This window comes from Lysinibacillus cavernae, assembly GCF_009724685.1.
Taxonomy (GTDB): Bacteria; Bacillota; Bacilli; order Bacillales_A; family Planococcaceae; genus Lysinibacillus; species Lysinibacillus cavernae.
Genome location: NZ_WMEF01000022.1, coordinates 1 through 15,167 on the forward strand (window position 1 = coordinate 1; position 15,167 = coordinate 15,167).

The window sequence follows — 15,167 nt, forward strand, 5'->3', positions numbered from 1 at the left end:
AGTTGTTTTGAAATGGATTACGTAATGCAGCTTCTCTCAATTTAATTGCTTTTTCTTTTGCCCATTTTTCTGAACGGGTTGTACATAATTCTGCAATTTTATCGGTAAGATCAGGTTCGCTTGTTAAACGGGATCCTTGTCCCAACCAGCTCGAAACATGTTTATACAAGTAGGGGGTGAACAGTTTTGCGGACGGGATCAAGTCCCACGGGCCAGACGTTCTACCCCGACTACCGTTATAATAAGACCTAAAAGAAAAAGGTCAACCAGAAAAATCTGGCTAACCTCATATTACGATCGGGCCAGATTGTGGAATAGAGGTCTAGTCAGATTTATGCAGAATTTACAACGGTAAGCAAAGAAAAGTCCCCAAACGACGGTTTGGGGACTTGTTATCTATTTATAAGTCAGAGCAAATGCTATAGTTACATATAAAAAATATGCTTGTGAACGAAGAGTGGATTTATAGTGAATGAAATTATAGAAAAAGTCACATCAATTACTCAAGGCTTTAATATCGGCTACATGCATACAGTAGAGAACTATTCAGAAAATAATTTTGATACCTTCTATCAATATTTCAACGCCCCTGATATAGAAACGCGTAAGCACTCATTTTTTTTATTTTTGTATTTGCTAGGGAATCTACATGTTGGACATACAGGGGTATTTAAAAGTCGAAAACAATTTAAAAAAGACCAAGGGAATCCAAATACCTTCTATGATTTTGAACGTTACATTTTCCGAACACTATATAAATCTTGATTCTTCGGATTTAGATGATTACATTAAAGGGGATTGGCAGGACTAGTAAATCACCCTACCGTGTAAGGTATAGAGGGTGGTTTACTTTTTTTTTGAAAAAGTGAATGACAATGCAAGAATCGTTACAATAAGTGTAGCGAAACTAAACATGAGCGTTATAGACTCATAAACTGTCATTGGAATCATCTCCTTTACCTTCGTTTGAAACGAAGTTTTGGAATAAAAGATGACCAATCACCCTTAATACCTCGACCTACTACATGTAGCAATTATACCATTATTTGCGTTTAATATAAAAAAGCGAACACTAATTCTCTTGTACTTTTATAAGGGAATTAGTGTTTTTTAATTTGTTACGAAACTTTCTGCAATCTCTGGAAAATCAATAAATGGGTTCCGATTGCCTTGAAGTTCATGGATAGCTAGGTTGCGATGCTTTTCATAGATAGATACTGGAAAAGATTGATGCCATTTTAACAATAAAGAGACATTCTCTAGTTCTTTTTTTATAGTGTTTGGATAGCGAATTAGGAAATAGAGTGTTGCTCTAGCAACGATTCCTTTCCCATATTCTGGTTCGAATTTACTTTCTTCAGCTTTGCCGCAGTCATCTTTGATTCCTAAAATTAATCCTTCAGGGATATAATCGTGGAAATCGTAGTAAGGGTAGTTGCTGCGACTGCTATTGCAGGTGGTTTCGCAGGCGAATAGATGATGCAAGTCTCCTCTCATCGGTTCTTTTTTATCGAACCATGATTGAGGCACTACATGTTCACAGTTAAATAGATCATCCGAAAAGATGCTGATTAACCCTTTTGCCTGCATTTCAAGGAGCCGAACGTCCTCATCTATGACAAAAAGTGGATCCATTCTATTTCCAGAATAAAGGCTTTTTAATGAACCGTTTTCCTGCAAATCAACCCAAGGGTACACATAACGGTGCGGGCTGTAGTTTAACTGATCTGTATGTGTTTTTTCAAGCAATGTGTGAAGGCTGTCTAAAAGATTAGCATCCGTTAATGAAATGCTCTGATAGTATTGATTTCTGACTTCCTTATCTTTCTTTTCGTCATAATAGGGTCGATTTGCCTTATAGTTTAAAAAGTCTGACTTGGCCGTTTCCCATTCACAGTATAGCAAATCTAGTTTTTCCATTATATTTTCAACGCCTGTGCAGATATCTTTTGGTTGTACACATCCGATAAGTATTCCTCTGTTGTTAAGTACAGCAATCCGTTGCCTTCGAGTTTTGGCGAGTTTCCTAAAGGAATCGTTCTCTTTATTAATTGTGCATACAGCTCAGCCTCTGTCAGATTTCGCTCAAAGTTTCTGTTGGCATTCTCTTTTATGAGTGCAAGTGCACCGGATATATGCGGTGTTGCCATCGAAGTTCCGCTTAGTTTTGCATAAGTTCCGTTTAAATACGTAGAAAGGATTTCTTCACCAGGGGCTACTATGTCGACTTCATTATTCGAATTTGAAAATTCAGAAGAACTGCGTTGCAGGTTAATGGATCCGACGCTGATGACTTCATTGTAGCAGGCAGGATAGGCCAATTCATTTGAAGAACTTTGTCCATCTCCCTCATTACCAGCAGCACAAACTACTAGAATTTGATTAGTGATTGCGTTTTGAATAGCTTGGTGTAACTCAGGTACATCGACAGAACCTCCGAGGCTCATGGAGATGATATCCACCCTTTGTTCAACTGCATAGTTAATACCATTTATGATCCAGTCGTATTGCCCTGATCCACTTTTATCAAGCACTTTTAAAATCAATAAACTTGCTTCAGGTGCAACACCAACTACTCCTGTGCCGTTATTGATTGCAGCAATTGTACCAGCCACATGGGTTCCATGGCCACTATAATCAATGTATAAATCAGGTTGTCCATCATCATCACGAGTGAAATTCCGTCCGCCGATAATACACCCACCCAAATCAGGATGGGTGACGTCGCAGCCTGTGTCCAATATCGCAACAGTGATTCCCTTCCCTTTAGAATTCTCCCAAATTTTTGGTGCTGCAATAAGTTCAATACCTTTTGGCACCACTTCGACCACTTCGACCACTTCATTCACTTGATACGGAATTAAATGTAATTTTTGCTCCATTTGTATCCCTCCTGAAAGAATTAAGTTTCCAGTGTATTCTTGGTATTTAATAATAGTTTAACAATTCTGAATTCATATAAACAGTTACAATAGATGGATTTTTATCTAACTATAGTAATTTTTTGCAGTGAAAATAGTATTGGTATCTATTAGTCAATTTACGCATGATAACATCTTAAAGATTGTGAATGTTTGTACTTAAATTAAACTGCGTTAGTATTACAAAACAGGTACTTATGATCTTCCATAAAACCAGCTAATAGTTGTCAATAATTTTCATTAAAAATAATAAAAACATCATGTTATACTAAATTTGTGTATACCAAATAACCGTCCAAATACTTGATTTGGAAAGTTCAGGTCTACTTAGTTAAATTGTTAAATCAAGCTAAGTCTTGGAAAGAAGTTCTGCTTTTTAAAAGTGCATAAATCCAATGTAAGAGTTTGTTTGCACAAGCTATTGCAGCTACTCTAAATGGTTTTCCTTCTTCCCGTTTTTTATCATAAAACGCCCGTAATTTCTTATTACGAGGAAGGATTTCATCCGTTGTTTTCTGTTTTCGACAGACACGAATAGCACATTTAACAGCCATATACAAAGCTTGCCGTAGTCTGCTTGAGCCTCTTTTGGTTATTCGGTTGTAAGTACCTTTGAATGTACCAGATTCAAAGACACTTGGATCAAGACCGGCAAATGCGACTAGTTTCTTAGGATGATTAAACCTTTCAATTTCCCCAATTTCAGATACAATCGTGGCAGCGATTTTTTCTCCGATACCGGGAATTGATCGGATTATCTTAGATTCTTCAATACTTTTTGATAAAGCATCTATCTCATTTTCAAGCATGGATAGATGTTTTTTATATTCAAAGAGCATATTAATATACATATCTAAGCTTAGGGCTAGACTAGAATATAAAGCCTTCTGAAAAGGGTTTTGAGCTGCTGCAGTCATTAGCTTTTCAGCCTGTTTGTTTGCCCATTGTAAAGAACGAGAATTACAGAATTCTTTTATTTTAGTTGCTAATACTTCATTATTGGCTTTCAATATATCCTCTGAAGTAGGAAATGCATGTAGTATTTTCAAAGAAACATCCGAATATAAGTCTCCAAAAACATGACTATATTCAGGAAAAACTTGATCTAAAACGGCCTGAAATTGTAGTTTAGTTTGTACAAACATGCCTGTAATATTATCGTGCTGTCTCGTAAGATTACGTAAGTTCGCAAGTTTGATACCACGCTTTTTATAAGGTTCTAAATCCTCCTTATAATACAGCTCGCAGAGATGATTAGCATCAATGATATCTGTTTTTACCTTTCGTAAACTAGAACTTTTTGCTTTATAAGAGATGAGTGGGTTTACGATAATTATTAAATAGCCTCTGTCCTCAAAATATTGAACAATTGGTGTGTGATAATGGCCTGTTGATTCCATAACAAGAGGGGGACGTTCTCCTGAAATATCTTCTAATTCTTTAATAAAATCTAATAAACTAGCTAACCCATCAAGATCATGTTTTACTTTGAAACTTTTCTTGTAGGGCTTCTTTCTTTCCAAGTAAGCTTGAACCTGACTTTCACCTTTTGCTACATCCAGACCGATGACTGGATTCATTATAATTCCTCCTTCAAAATGATAATTGCCGGTAACCCCTAAATCCTCTTTGTAGTGTCATAGCTTCGCTTGTTATACGAGATCATTGTCCCAACCAGCCTCAAACATGTTTCTACAAGTAGGGGGCGAACTGTTTTGCGGACGGGGTCTTAGCCCCACGGGCGCGAACGTTCTACCCCGGCTACCGCTATCATATATCGATATAAAAAATGGTCAACCAGAAATATTTTCTGGCTGACCTTATAATACGATCGGGCGCGATTGTGGAGCAACACAGGTAGAAAATAATCAAACTTTTTTATAAAAACCTAACTTAAAACTGCTAAAGAGGAATTCCTTTTGTTCAATCTTTTTTCAAAAGGGATTCTTCTTATTTATCATAAAATAAGGGTTTGCGAGGTATTTTTGCTCAAACTTTATTTCAAAGCAACAGTTGTACATAAAATTGTCGGCCTTGAATTCCTGGTACTCACGAAATAGGGGATACATATGAAATTGATTACCTGTATGTAACAGTACATGTGATAGCTCATGGCAAAAGTCTTGCCATTGTTGCTGTGGTGATTGGTTTTCATTAAGAAAAATATAATGCCGCCCATTAATAAATAAGGCCTGACTCTTATCTGACCAATAAAAAAATTTCAAGCCCATTCTAAAGGCTATTTCTTCAAAATTCAGTAGGATAGGGTCCATAATGCCCAAACGAGTGTAAAACTGTTGGACATAATCTTCAAGGTGAGTATAGTGCAAGTGAATCAACCCCTAATAAGGAATGTAGAACAAGTGTTCTGTTTAAGGATACAATAAAACCCCACTTTTGGGAAGTGGGGCTACTTGGAGATGAATGCTTGAATAAGAGGTGTGGCAATCGTTGCCATTCAAGGTCGCTTGGTGGCTGGCGAAAGCCTTGGGAATGTGCTGAAATATCTACTTAATTGTGGAGCGTTTTTATTAATTTTCATATTGATCGATTTTGCCTCAATAAAAATTCGAGGTTGTCCATTGATTGAAATAGCATAGTCTACTTTTTCATTTTTTTTATGAAAATCAGCTGTGAATTCTGGAGTGACTTCTTGGGGGCTATAGGTATCGTAACCTAACCCTTAAGTGAAATCTAGTATTGATTATTATCTTCCACATGCCATACTGAATTAGCCTAAAATTTTTTTCTTTTCTTCTAAAAATTCTTCTTCAGTTAAAATCCCTTTATCTCGTAAATTCGCAATTTTTTCTAAATCACTATATGGATCGGCTGAGGCAGATAATTTCTTTTTATCATTATTCATACGAGGGTTATCTTTGCTATCTTGCATTTGTTTTTGCACAACATCTATAAACTTGTTTAAACGATCATCATTTAAAATATCATCAAATGTTTCACGTAAACCTGGAGTGAGGATTATCAATTCTTTTTGAGCAATACCATCAGAGGCAAGAAAAATACCTTCCATATATTTATAGTAAATTGACTTATAGAATTGGCTAACACCAATTTTTGTAACAAAAACTACTCGCATATTTGTTGCTATCAAAAGACCTTTTTTTTCTAAATCTCGAAAATCGTATTCAGCTGGTAAAGAGGAGAGTACAATTTCGTTCGCCAACTGCACAGTGCTTTCGAAATAATGGATTGCTGGCTTATAAAAAGTGTACTTCATTCCTCTATTTAAACTAGTCCCCACATATTTATCTCGCTGTTGGATATCCTCTTGTTTTGTACGTTCTTTTGCATCTATAACAGCTTGTCTCTCTGGAGTCTTTTCAAATGTCCCCATTATTTTCTTGAAAAAGCTCATTTTATCACCTCGTATTTATTTTTCTGAAATGATTTGGTAAAAGAATAGTATAAAAACATAAATAAGTAAATTTCCCAATAATGGTGCTATTAAAGGACATGTTTATAACATGTCCTTTTCATAGATATCATTATGTTACTTTTAGTCTTAATTAAAAATCGTTTATTTGGTTTTCTCCAGATAACGATTACAATTCCCCTTTATCCTTCAAAATCTCCCACATCTTACGTAGCTTTTCTAAGTCCTCTTCCTTTGATTTAGGTAGCTCCTTGTACCATTTTTCAAGAGTAGGATTGTTTGCGAAAGCCTGGAACTCTGCTTCATCTTTTTCTTGTTGTGAAAGTTGTATAGTTTCATCTGTATTATCAAGTAAATAATCTGTTGTAACATTTAAAGTTTTGGCTAAAAATACAAGCATTTCATTAGAAGGAGTGCTATGTCCATTTTCGTAGTTGCTGATTGTACCTTTAGTAGTTTGAACTTTTATTGCTAATTGTTCCTGTGTAAGTTTTTTAGACTTTCTTGCTACCTTCAAACGATGACTCAACATGATATCACTCCCTGTACAAGTAAATTGTACTATTTTATTTAACAAAATACATAAAGAAAGTTGAAAGTATGAGAAATTCATACATTTGTATTGACGTATGAGAATCTTGTTGTTTCTTTGTAAGTACAAGTTATTCTTACAAAAGGGAGGTAAGTTGTAATGAAGAACTTGAATTTTATAAATGCTCGAAAAAAGAAGCAACTTACTCAATCTGAACTAGCGAAATTATTGAAATTTGTTAGTAAAGCAACGATATCTAATTGGGAGACAGGCTATTCAAAACCAAGATTAGAGATGGCATTAACTGTTTCTCAAATTTTAGACGAAGATGTGGCTTTTTTATTTGGTTATAATGTACAAGAATCTTGTACAAAAAACCTTTATCTCTACACCAAAGAAGTTGGTGAGGATATGGAATGGAAGTAAATATGTAAACAAATTTTATACTTCGATAAATCTAGGACTTCTAACAGCTACTAAGCGACAGTGTTTGAATATTGAAAGAAATCAAAAAGGTTAATACTTGTTGAGGGGAGGCCGTTTGAAATGGCTATTCAAGAAAATGACTTATCTCAATTAGTTTTAGAAAAAACTGGTCTTAATAAAAAGGTTTTATTAGATAGGTATGATCGTATGGCACAAGATACTCTCAGACAGCGAACGATGTATTGGGATATTGATGATCTTGTTAGAGAAACTAGATACAGTAAAGCTTCATTAGAAAAATATATTATTTGTGATCCTCATATGAAGGAAAATCAAAGGCAGCTTGGACCGAGGTTTAAACGAGTATGGTTATCTGAGCCAACTGCCATTGTTTTAGAAGAAATACTTAATAATTAATTTCAATAAAACTACCCGGGCAGGTACGTAATATTTTGAGGAAACAAGGTATTAGGAGAGGCCAGGGCAAATGGCCTCTAGATAAAACAAACTACCAATCTAGTAAAAATTCAAGTGGTAGGGGCAACTACCTCTTATCTCAATACTAAAGCTAACTTCATAAAGAAACCATGCAACTGCTGCATAGTATGCACAATACGCATAAAAAAGGGTGGATAAATATGGACTTTGACATCGGGACATTAATAAAAAAGTGTCGTAAGAAAGCCAAGCTTTCACAAGAGGCTTTTGCAGATTTGATGCACACGACACAATCAACGATTAGTCGTATAGAACAAAATTTGATTGCTTGTGAGGCTAAATTCTTAGCTAGAGCAGCAGCAGTCACAAATTCACAAGATGTTGTTGTAGCTACATTGTTTAGCACTGATGCAGCACTTCAATTTTTACAAACAGTACATATGTTTATAGGAGGAATGTTCTTATGGATATTGTAGAAAAATTGAAACTAGAAATAGCTATGTTAGAGGCTTGTAATGAGGATTTATTAGTGGCTATTGGGGTTCATAACGAGAGAGGGGAGTATCATCTTTCAGCAGAATGCATGAGAAAAATCAAGAAAGCAACATATGATATTGAGAGATTAAAAGCCCATTTACTTGATCAACAAAATTTCCTTTGGGTAATTAAAGATTTACAAGAAAGAGGACTACTTAGTGAGGTGATTAAAAAGTATGCGTATCAAGCCTAGAGCGTGGCGACACATGACATTAAAGCAGAGGTTAATTTATGTACATTTCTTTTGTGATAAGAAGTTGTTAGAGAAATTAATTCACAATAAAAAAGCTGTTTAATCATTGCGGGATTAAACAGCCAATAAACTATAGAAACATTCTAGCATGAAAATTGAACGTTTGCGAGAGTTATCTCGCTCTCGTCAAGCAGCTTATAGTACCGTCTCCCTACGGTAAAGCTTTGCCACTGTGAGTTGCTTGATGGGACACCATCAGAAAGAAGGTGGGAATCTTGAGTATTGATCAATTCAATCCAAAGATGCGAGAGGTACGTATAGACACAGAAGTGTTTGAGGAACGATTTGCTGAGTATGACATCATCAGTGAGTTTACCGGGATCATACTTACATTAGTAGCAATTGAGGACAATGTACGCTACACAAGCTTTGTCACAAAATCATATGCAGAAGTTTTACGTAAACAAAAGGAGGCGATAGCGTGAGACAACTTATTGAAGTCGAGAATCCGATGGTGTTAGGAAGAATTGAAGCTGTAAATAATGTACCCACATTTCGATATATAGAGACAGATTTCCGTGATATCTATGGCAGTTTAATAGTTTTCAATGATGATTATATGGAATTTTCAAATGGGGATATCGTTCATCTAGATAATATCCATACGTATTTAGAGGATTACTATAATGCCAAATTTTGCACAAAAAAATAAACCACTTGGCAGAGTGGCTTACAAAACAAATATTAGAGCAATTATAGCGGACTATAGGAGGAATTTCAATGAGTAACTTAGCGGAACAATTTAATAATCCAATTCCTTTCCAACAACCACAAGGGGTACTAGCACAAGCTAGTTCCTCCCGTGAGATGGAAGAAGTAAAAGGACAAATATTTATGGCGAAACAGTTTCCTAGAAACGTATTTCAAGCTGAGCAACGTGTATTAGACACTTGTAAACGTCCAGCACTGGCACAGGTTGCAATGTATCAATATCCTCGTGGTGGACAACGTGTAACAGGTCCGTCTATTCGATTAGCTGAAGCAATTGCACAAAACTGGGGCAACTTATCCTACGGCATTCAAGAACTAGAACAACGTGAAGGTGAATCGGTCGCAAAAGCGTTCTGTTGGGACCTTGAAACGAATGTCCGACAAGAAAAGGTATTTACCATCAAGCACTCTATGAAAGCTAAAGGGGCTATCAAAAAATTAGAGGATCCACGTGATATTTACGAAAAAGTAGCAAATGATGGTGCTCGTCGTTTACGTTCATGCATTTTAGGTGTAATACCAGGTGACATCATTGATAAAGCGATTGTTCAATGTCATGAAACTTTAGCAGGAAATAGTCAGGGGCCATTAAAAGATCGTATTGCAAATGCATTACGTAGTTTTAAAGAACAACATCGTGTAACACAAGAAATGATTAAGCAAAGTTTGGTTACAATGCTGACTCGTTTACTGAATACGACTATGTAGAATTAATCAACATTTTTAACAGTTTAAGAGATGGAGTAAGTAAGATAGAGGATTGGTTTAATAAGGAGATTGCTAAAAACCAATCGAGTGGTTTAGGGGCTGATTTCCAAGCGCAATCAGATTCAAAAAAAGAGGTGAAATCAGATGCACCAAACGACATTCCAATTGAGCAGCCAGAATTACCACTCTAATGAGGCAAATCAACAATACATGTCAGTGTCACAGTTTAAGAGCGCTATGGAATGTGAAGCTAGAACATTTGCAGAAGTAAGGGGCGAGTTTTCTCGTCCTCCTTCTACAGAATTATTAGTAGGTTCATATTTACATGCAGCCTTTGAAAGTGATACGAGATTTTCTGAATTTCTAGAACTGAACCACAACAGCATTTACGGCAGTCGAGGTGGTAAATACAAGGATTACGAAAAAGCTGACAACATGATCGAGACAATTAAAAATGACAAGTTTTGCATGTTCGCTTTACAAGGAGAAAAAGAAGTCATCTATACAGGCGAATTATTTGGGGTAGAGTGGAAAATCAAAGTAGATAACATCAATCATGAACGTGGATTTTTCAGCGATTTAAAAAGTACCCAAGAGCTTAGTAAACGATACTGGAGCAAGAAATATAATACTTGGGTTTCATTTATCCAAGCCTTTGATTACGTGCTGCAAATGTGGGTGTATCGAGAGATCATTTTTCAAAACACAGGGCGTTACTATGATCCATACATTGTGGCAGTCACAAAAGAATCGCCACCTGATAAAGCCGTTTTACATTTCGATTCAGAGCGTTTCGATTTCGAGAAAGAATATGTTCAAATAATGTTACCAAGCATCATAGATGCAAAGCTAGGGCGTAAAAATCCACACCGATGTGACAAGTGCGAATTTTGTCGAGCAACTAAGAAACTTAGTGGCACATTTGAAATTGAATATCTACTAGATTAGGCGGTGCAGATGGATGAATAACGTACCACACAAAGTCCTTCTGCATGCTGGGATATTTGAGCAGGCAAGAGGGGAACAACGATGAAATCAGACGTTTGGTGTTGGAATGTAGAACTAAGCTTGTCATTTCTTGCGCTTACCCGGGAAATTTTTTATTTTATTTCCTAAATTGTATTGGTTGATGCTTCACAAAATTACAAATTTGAAACTTACGTTAAAGGAGTCGAGGGCAAATGGCTAAATTCAGATACGTCTATACAACTTTTTGGAACGATCCTCGTGTGGTTGAGGAAATGACAGCAGAGGACAAGTACTTTTTTCTGTATTTGCTGACAAATGAAAGTACGACTCAAATTGGCATCTATCAAATTACCAAAAAGCAAATTGCATTTGACATGGGCTATTCGATGGAAAGTGCTGGTGCGCTATTACAACGCTTTAAAGACCATTACAAGATTATTAAATACAACGAGGAAACTCGTGAAATTGCTATTAAGAACTGGGGAAAATATAACCTGAATCGTGGAGGAAAACCAATCCTTGATTGTGTGAGATCGGAACTAAAAGAGGTAAAAGATACTTCACTTATTCAATGGGTTGGTGAAGGAGTCCCGAATGATTCAGTACGTAACGTTTACGAATCGTACTACGATACGTCACACGATTCGTATAACGATAAGTCAGAAAATGAAGAATCCAGTAATGATGCGGGTTCTTACGATACGTCAACGATAAGTGGACAAAAAGAAAAAGAAAATAAAAAAGAAAATAAAAAAGAAAAACAAACAACAGAGGAGGAAGTCAGTCAGTCGTCTGTCACTGAGGAACAATTAATTTTCTTAACTAAATATTCTATGACGAAAACATTCAACGTGCATCAGGATTCATTTGTGAATGCATAGAGCACATGGCCAAAGAAAATGATCCAGCACTAGTTTATGAAGCCATGAAAATTACTGCACTTCAACAACCATCCAAGCCAATGCATTATACAGAACGAATCTTAGCTAACTGGAGAACGGATTTTATAACGAACGTTGAGCAACTAAAGGCCAAGGAAGAAAGGGACAAAAATAAGCGACAACAATCTAGTCAACTCTCTTATCAAAAATCAAAAGGTCGTACAGAGGTAGTACCTGAGTGGTTCACTAATCGAAATGATAGTGAAGAACCAAAATCATCTCCAGATTCTACTAGCAACACGATAGATTTCGAGGCTGAGAGGCAAAAGGTTTTAGAAATGTTAGGTAAGAAGGAGAGTGTAGAGGCTTGATTAACCGAGTCGTATTAGTTGGCCGCCTTACAAAAAATCCTGAGCTACGTTATACACCGAATGGCATTGCATCATGTCGCTTCACAGTTGCAGTAAACAGAGCATTCAAAGCGCAGAATGGTGAACAAGAGGCAGACTTCACAAATTGTCAGGCTTGGCGTAAACAAGCTGAGAATCTAGCAAACTTCATGAAGAAAGGTAGCTTAATAGGTTTGGAAGGGCGAATCCAAACAGGCAGCTATGAAGGACAAGATGGTAAGCGTGTCTTTACTACAGACGTTGTAGCAGACAGTATCCAATTCTTAGAGCCAAGAAACGGCACAGGAGGCTCACAGGGCGCATCAAACCACGAATCTAGTACAAATACAGGCGGACAGTATCGAAGTAGTTCACAGGGGCAATATGGCGGTAATAACAACCAGCCAAGTTATACAAGAGCAGATGAAGATCCGTTTGCAAATAGTAAAGGGCCAATAGGAGTTAGTGAGGATGACCTCCCTTTTGATTGATGAAAAAGAAAGGATGTGAAGAAATGAAAAGAATTTTAAATTACGTGGGAAGTAGGTAGTGAAATATGTTGAAACTTTAATTGTAACAAAGGCTATTGCAATATGGTCACATAAAAATAAAGGAGGCTGGGACAAAAAGAAAAAATGTTAGACCGATTGTATTTCGGTCTAACACTTTTTTGATTTAGGAAGGAACACTCTATTCATTGAAGCGAAAAAGTTATTATCTGTTTTTGCTATTTATCAAAATAATCGAGTTCTGTCCCAGCCTCTGGGGAATTCTAAATCAATCTGTTTTTAATAGTGAATACATTTTGATGTCAATAAAGTTTCCTTTAGATTTTTCGTACTGTCTAAGAGTCCCTTCAAATGTGAAATGAAGCTTTTCTAAAACCTTGATAGAATTCACATTCGCAGGTTCTACTTTTGCTTCGATTCTATTTAGTTTCAAAGTTTCGAAACCATAATTAAGTAATGCACTGATACCTTCTGGAGCATATCCCTTGCCCCAATAGGCTTTAGCAATATCATAACCAATTTCTGCCTTAGCATTTTCAAAATCTATAGAATTGAATCCACACGTACCAATTATTTCGTTGGATTTTAGTTCAATCATGCTGAAACGAATAGCTTCACTAGCCTGAGCCAATTCTTCAAAAAGTTCAATAATTTCTTTAGCTTGAGCTTCATGTGTAAAGCTAGAGATGTTCATGAATTTTGTTACATCTGGATCAGACCAAATTTTAAACAAACTATGTGAGTCTGAAACATCCATTTTTCTTAAGTGCAATCTTTGGGTATTTAGTTCTTTTATCAATACTTTTACCTCCAATATTTTTAATTAGTTAGATAAAAAATATTGCCATCTGCGCATAGTTCAGTCCCTTCAAAGTTGTGTGGTCTAATGATACCTAGAGTAACAAAATAAAGAAACATTAGCCACCGTATCATTTGAAGAAATACCTAAAAAAATAAGTTTAGCATTTCTATAACTTAAGACAAAATTACTGAACACTTTGAGGAAAGAAATTAGAAAAGGGTCACTGAGCTGGTAGTGACCCTTGTAATAAATTTTGTTATTTCCATCCACGATATTCGTCATATTCTTTCCCAGGTTTAAGAAATCGAAACCCTTTTGATTTTACGAAAATCGTATGCATTATTAATCCTAGAAGTGGCAAACCGACAATCCAAATCCAAGTCCACGTGTTACCTAAATAAAAGTGTAACATAGCAGTAATTCCTAAAAATCCTCCATATCGCAGGAGGAAAACGAACAAATGGTCTCTCCTTACAAATGAATAAAACAAGAAGCGACCAATACCTAAGATACATGTAGCTACCAAGAGTTGAATAAATAGCAAGATTAAAAACCTCCTTTTTTTCTTTGGTTAAAAATGTTTCCTTAAGGAAACATGAAAATAATATTAATTCATTTTCGTTCTGATTTCAATATTAAAAAAGCCGCAGCGTCATCACACGCTACAGCTTTCAAATGAAAAAAAATAAAGGGTCACTCGGGATAGTAGTGACCCTAAGTAACAATTCGAGAGGTTTCAAGTTAAACTAGTTTAGCTTAACACTACTATTTATTTGCTTAGTTAACTTAGGTTCTATAGTTTATTGCCTTTGGAATAGAAAAAGAACGACTAAAACATCGCTCTAAAAAACTCATAAAATCCCATGTTCATTGGGATTGCCCAAATAAAGAAACCCAACAGGGCAATTGGACCAAGCAAAAAGTTGTAAACCTTCTTTGGCAAAATACTGCCCAATAGGATTTTATAAATAACTGCACATCCTTTCATAACAACTGGAAGTAAGATCAGTGGTGGTATGAAAAACCACAGACTTCCGCCGCTTGATATATCTGTAAATATGTCCATTGAATTACCTCATTATGTATTTTCGGTAAATTATAACATAGAAAAAGCCGCAACGTTTGCACACGCTACAGCTCGAATTGGTTTATGCCCTTTTAGGTTAGTCAGATAAGTCATTATAACACAACTTAGGAGGGCAAACCTAATGGGCAAACAAGGGCAAATGAAAGTAACAAAAGAGAATTTACTTCAGTGGATTGAGAATTATCAATGGATGGTAGAAACGATTTAGGAAGCAAGGTAACCAGTAGCGAAAGCTGATAACAACAGCTACATTGGGGCGAAAACAGCTATGTATGGTATTGAGGCAACATTGCCAAAGGCGAGTGGTGGGACAAGTGATCCGGTGTTTACAGAAGTACAACGACGTGTTTATTCGCTAAATTATCGTATTAAGGAATACGAGCAAAAGATTGCAGAGGTGCAAAAACTTATTCCGTTAGTACAGGGTGACAGAGAGATTGAGGTGCTTCATAGACTGCTAGATGGGGACAGTATGCGAGCCATTGGTAAGCACATGAACTTATCCAGTACCACGATATTTAGGGTTAGAAATAACATATTAAAACAAATGGTGAAGTGATATTATCCCCTTTAAGTAGACAATGTAAAAAAAACTACACTAAACTGTAGT

Annotated in this window: 21 protein-coding genes and 2 pseudogenes; 13 read left to right on the forward strand and 10 right to left on the reverse strand. The window is 36.1% G+C overall.

Translation table 11 applies throughout. The features are described 5' to 3' along the window. Nucleotides 1–468 precede the first annotated feature (468 nt). Nucleotides 469–765, forward strand: a complete 297-nt coding sequence (locus GJU32_RS22560; protein ID WP_155594124.1) for a hypothetical protein — start codon at nucleotides 469–471, stop codon at nucleotides 763–765. 81 nt (nucleotides 766–846) lie between these two features. On the opposite strand, the gene GJU32_RS23810 is transcribed toward GJU32_RS22560, so the two are convergent. The 8 genes and pseudogenes from GJU32_RS23810 to GJU32_RS22595 form a co-directional block, all read right to left on the reverse strand. Beyond that, nucleotides 847–951, reverse strand: a complete 105-nt coding sequence (locus GJU32_RS23810) for a putative holin-like toxin (protein ID WP_374700723.1) — start codon at nucleotides 949–951, stop codon at nucleotides 847–849. 159 nt (nucleotides 952–1,110) lie between these two features. Continuing rightward, the gene (locus GJU32_RS22565; protein ID WP_155594125.1) at nucleotides 1,111–1,920 is read right to left on the reverse strand and encodes an endonuclease I family protein; all 810 of its coding nucleotides are present in this window, start codon (nucleotides 1,918–1,920) and stop codon (nucleotides 1,111–1,113) included. Further along, on the reverse strand, nucleotides 1,920–2,882 hold the full coding sequence (locus tag GJU32_RS22570) for a S8 family peptidase (protein ID WP_155594126.1): 963 nt from the start codon (nucleotides 2,880–2,882) through the stop codon (nucleotides 1,920–1,922). The genes GJU32_RS22565 and GJU32_RS22570 overlap by 1 nt, the downstream gene beginning before the upstream one ends. A gap of 383 nt (nucleotides 2,883–3,265) precedes the next feature. Continuing rightward, nucleotides 3,266–4,501: an IS110 family RNA-guided transposase gene (locus tag GJU32_RS22575; RefSeq protein WP_155594127.1), complete on the reverse strand. Its 1,236-nt coding sequence runs from the start codon at nucleotides 4,499–4,501 to the stop codon at nucleotides 3,266–3,268. 354 nt (nucleotides 4,502–4,855) lie between these two features. After that, entirely contained in the window at nucleotides 4,856–5,194 is a 339-nt protein-coding gene (locus GJU32_RS23815) for an ImmA/IrrE family metallo-endopeptidase (protein WP_420798398.1), read from the reverse strand. Nucleotides 5,195–5,379: 185 nt separating this feature from the next. Then, nucleotides 5,380–5,574, reverse strand: a pseudogene (locus tag GJU32_RS23510) (type I restriction endonuclease); the annotation flags it as partial. Between the two features lie 78 nt (nucleotides 5,575–5,652). Beyond that, entirely contained in the window at nucleotides 5,653–6,276 is a 624-nt protein-coding gene (locus GJU32_RS23275) for an SHOCT domain-containing protein (protein ID WP_196426789.1), read from the reverse strand. A 208-nt stretch (nucleotides 6,277–6,484) separates the two neighbouring features. Then, nucleotides 6,485–6,847, reverse strand: a complete 363-nt coding sequence (locus GJU32_RS22595; protein WP_155594129.1) for a helix-turn-helix domain-containing protein — start codon at nucleotides 6,845–6,847, stop codon at nucleotides 6,485–6,487. A 159-nt stretch (nucleotides 6,848–7,006) separates the two neighbouring features. On the opposite strand from GJU32_RS22595, the gene GJU32_RS22600 reads away from it, so the two are divergent. The 11 genes and pseudogenes from GJU32_RS22600 to ssb all read left to right on the forward strand — a co-directional run bounded on the left by GJU32_RS22600 (nucleotide 7,007) and on the right by ssb (nucleotide 12,650). Continuing rightward, nucleotides 7,007–7,273: a helix-turn-helix transcriptional regulator gene (locus GJU32_RS22600; protein WP_155594130.1), complete on the forward strand. Its 267-nt coding sequence runs from the start codon at nucleotides 7,007–7,009 to the stop codon at nucleotides 7,271–7,273. A 120-nt stretch (nucleotides 7,274–7,393) separates the two neighbouring features. Beyond that, on the forward strand, nucleotides 7,394–7,690 hold the full coding sequence (locus GJU32_RS22605; RefSeq protein WP_155594131.1) for a hypothetical protein: 297 nt from the start codon (nucleotides 7,394–7,396) through the stop codon (nucleotides 7,688–7,690). Nucleotides 7,691–7,911: 221 nt separating this feature from the next. Next, entirely contained in the window at nucleotides 7,912–8,187 is a 276-nt protein-coding gene (locus GJU32_RS22610) for a helix-turn-helix domain-containing protein (RefSeq protein WP_196426790.1), read from the forward strand. Next, nucleotides 8,175–8,441: a hypothetical protein gene (locus GJU32_RS22615; RefSeq protein WP_155594133.1), complete on the forward strand. Its 267-nt coding sequence runs from the start codon at nucleotides 8,175–8,177 to the stop codon at nucleotides 8,439–8,441. Before GJU32_RS22610 ends, GJU32_RS22615 begins: the two co-directional genes overlap by 13 nt. Nucleotides 8,442–8,716: 275 nt before the next feature. Beyond that, nucleotides 8,717–8,926 (forward strand): hypothetical protein, encoded by a 210-nt coding sequence (locus tag GJU32_RS22620; protein ID WP_025117117.1) that lies wholly within the window; start codon nucleotides 8,717–8,719, stop codon nucleotides 8,924–8,926. Beyond that, a complete protein-coding gene (locus GJU32_RS22625) occupies nucleotides 8,923–9,153 on the forward strand; it encodes a YqaI family protein (protein ID WP_025117118.1) in 231 nt (76 codons plus the stop codon). The genes GJU32_RS22620 and GJU32_RS22625 overlap by 4 nt, the downstream gene beginning before the upstream one ends. 68 nt (nucleotides 9,154–9,221) lie before the next feature. Further along, a complete protein-coding gene (locus tag GJU32_RS22630) occupies nucleotides 9,222–9,920 on the forward strand; it encodes a hypothetical protein (protein WP_196426791.1) in 699 nt (232 codons plus the stop codon). A gap of 144 nt (nucleotides 9,921–10,064) precedes the next feature. Beyond that, nucleotides 10,065–10,868 carry a PD-(D/E)XK nuclease-like domain-containing protein gene (locus tag GJU32_RS22635; RefSeq protein WP_230875129.1) on the forward strand — a complete coding sequence of 268 codons (804 nt, stop codon included), beginning with the start codon at nucleotides 10,065–10,067 and terminating at the stop codon, nucleotides 10,866–10,868. 233 nt (nucleotides 10,869–11,101) lie between these two features. Then, nucleotides 11,102–11,462: pseudogene (locus tag GJU32_RS23820) on the forward strand (hypothetical protein); the annotation flags it as partial. Nucleotides 11,463–11,775: 313 nt separating this feature from the next. Next, nucleotides 11,776–12,141 (forward strand): DnaD domain protein, encoded by a 366-nt coding sequence (locus GJU32_RS22645; protein WP_230875130.1) that lies wholly within the window; start codon nucleotides 11,776–11,778, stop codon nucleotides 12,139–12,141. Then, nucleotides 12,138–12,650, forward strand: a complete 513-nt coding sequence (ssb, locus tag GJU32_RS22650; RefSeq protein WP_155594135.1) for a single-stranded DNA-binding protein — start codon at nucleotides 12,138–12,140, stop codon at nucleotides 12,648–12,650. Before GJU32_RS22645 ends, ssb begins: the two co-directional genes overlap by 4 nt. A gap of 286 nt (nucleotides 12,651–12,936) precedes the next feature. Here the strand turns inward: ssb and GJU32_RS22655 are convergent, their stop codons facing one another. Both GJU32_RS22655 and GJU32_RS22660 read right to left on the reverse strand, forming a co-directional pair. After that, nucleotides 12,937–13,467 carry a GNAT family N-acetyltransferase gene (locus GJU32_RS22655; RefSeq protein ID WP_155594136.1) on the reverse strand — a complete coding sequence of 177 codons (531 nt, stop codon included), beginning with the start codon at nucleotides 13,465–13,467 and terminating at the stop codon, nucleotides 12,937–12,939. A gap of 832 nt (nucleotides 13,468–14,299) precedes the next feature. Further along, nucleotides 14,300–14,536, reverse strand: coding sequence for a hypothetical protein (locus GJU32_RS22660; RefSeq protein ID WP_155594137.1), 237 nt, complete (start codon nucleotides 14,534–14,536; stop codon nucleotides 14,300–14,302). Between the two features lie 289 nt (nucleotides 14,537–14,825). Between GJU32_RS22660 and GJU32_RS22665 the strand changes: the two genes are divergently transcribed. Next, on the forward strand, nucleotides 14,826–15,116 hold the full coding sequence (locus GJU32_RS22665) for a LuxR C-terminal-related transcriptional regulator (protein WP_230875131.1): 291 nt from the start codon (nucleotides 14,826–14,828) through the stop codon (nucleotides 15,114–15,116). Nucleotides 15,117–15,167 lie beyond the last annotated feature (51 nt).

Excerpts from the sequence above, each read along its gene's own strand:
- GJU32_RS23810 (WP_374700723.1), bottom strand. The coding sequence starts at position 951 with ATGATTCCAATGACAGTTTATGAGTCTATAACGCTCATGTTTAGTTTC.
- GJU32_RS22565 (WP_155594125.1), bottom strand. The coding sequence starts at position 1,920 with ATGGAAAAACTAGATTTGCTATACTGTGAATGGGAAACGGCCAAGTCA.
- GJU32_RS22570 (WP_155594126.1), bottom strand. The coding sequence starts at position 2,882 with ATGGAGCAAAAATTACATTTAATTCCGTATCAAGTGAATGAAGTGGTC.
- GJU32_RS22575 (WP_155594127.1), bottom strand. The coding sequence starts at position 4,501 with ATGAATCCAGTCATCGGTCTGGATGTAGCAAAAGGTGAAAGTCAGGTT.
- GJU32_RS23815 (WP_420798398.1), bottom strand. The coding sequence starts at position 5,194 with ATGGACCCTATCCTACTGAATTTTGAAGAAATAGCCTTTAGAATGGGC.
- GJU32_RS23275 (WP_196426789.1), bottom strand. The coding sequence starts at position 6,276 with ATGGGGACATTTGAAAAGACTCCAGAGAGACAAGCTGTTATAGATGCA.
- GJU32_RS22595 (WP_155594129.1), bottom strand. The coding sequence starts at position 6,847 with ATGTTGAGTCATCGTTTGAAGGTAGCAAGAAAGTCTAAAAAACTTACA.
- GJU32_RS22600 (WP_155594130.1), top strand. The coding sequence starts at position 7,007 with ATGAAGAACTTGAATTTTATAAATGCTCGAAAAAAGAAGCAACTTACT.
- GJU32_RS22605 (WP_155594131.1), top strand. The coding sequence starts at position 7,394 with ATGGCTATTCAAGAAAATGACTTATCTCAATTAGTTTTAGAAAAAACT.
- GJU32_RS22610 (WP_196426790.1), top strand. The coding sequence starts at position 7,912 with ATGGACTTTGACATCGGGACATTAATAAAAAAGTGTCGTAAGAAAGCC.
- GJU32_RS22615 (WP_155594133.1), top strand. The coding sequence starts at position 8,175 with ATGGATATTGTAGAAAAATTGAAACTAGAAATAGCTATGTTAGAGGCT.
- GJU32_RS22630 (WP_196426791.1), top strand. The coding sequence starts at position 9,222 with ATGAGTAACTTAGCGGAACAATTTAATAATCCAATTCCTTTCCAACAA.
- GJU32_RS22635 (WP_230875129.1), top strand. The coding sequence starts at position 10,065 with ATGCACCAAACGACATTCCAATTGAGCAGCCAGAATTACCACTCTAAT.
- GJU32_RS22645 (WP_230875130.1), top strand. The coding sequence starts at position 11,776 with ATGGCCAAAGAAAATGATCCAGCACTAGTTTATGAAGCCATGAAAATT.
- GJU32_RS22660 (WP_155594137.1), bottom strand. The coding sequence starts at position 14,536 with ATGGACATATTTACAGATATATCAAGCGGCGGAAGTCTGTGGTTTTTC.
- GJU32_RS22665 (WP_230875131.1), top strand. The coding sequence starts at position 14,826 with ATGTATGGTATTGAGGCAACATTGCCAAAGGCGAGTGGTGGGACAAGT.